Origin of the sequence: Pseudomonas sp. DE0010 (assembly GCF_007680745.1) — a bacterium.
GTDB classification, from domain to species: domain Bacteria; phylum Pseudomonadota; class Gammaproteobacteria; order Pseudomonadales; family Pseudomonadaceae; genus Aquipseudomonas; species Aquipseudomonas parafulva_B.
This window is the reverse complement of sequence record NZ_VEJQ01000313.1, coordinates 1-233: the sequence shown is the minus strand read 5'-3', so window position 1 is coordinate 233 and position 233 is coordinate 1. Positions and strand designations below refer to the sequence as shown.

General features: G+C 65.2%; 1 pseudogene. It reads right to left on the bottom strand.

Going from position 1 to position 233, the window contains the following annotated elements:
• A pseudogene (locus FS767_RS23640) lies at positions 1–96 on the bottom strand (hypothetical protein); the annotation flags it as partial.
• Between the last annotated feature and the right edge of the window lie 137 nt (positions 97–233).

Below are 233 nucleotides of genomic sequence, written 5' to 3'. Positions count from 1 at the left end.
CGCCGAGCCGGCCACGCAGAGGCCGATCCACAGCGCCAGGAAGATCAGGAAGGGCCCCCGTTCCTGGGCGAACAGGGCGATCAGCACCAGGAACACGAGCTTGCGCATCGGCACTCCAGAGCGGTCCGGCCTCCTGGGCCGGGCGGGATAAAGGTGCTCAGGGTAGGAGACCAGACCGCCACTGCCAAGGGGCGGCTGTGCATTTGGGTAAAGAGGTTGTCATTTCCGGTGAT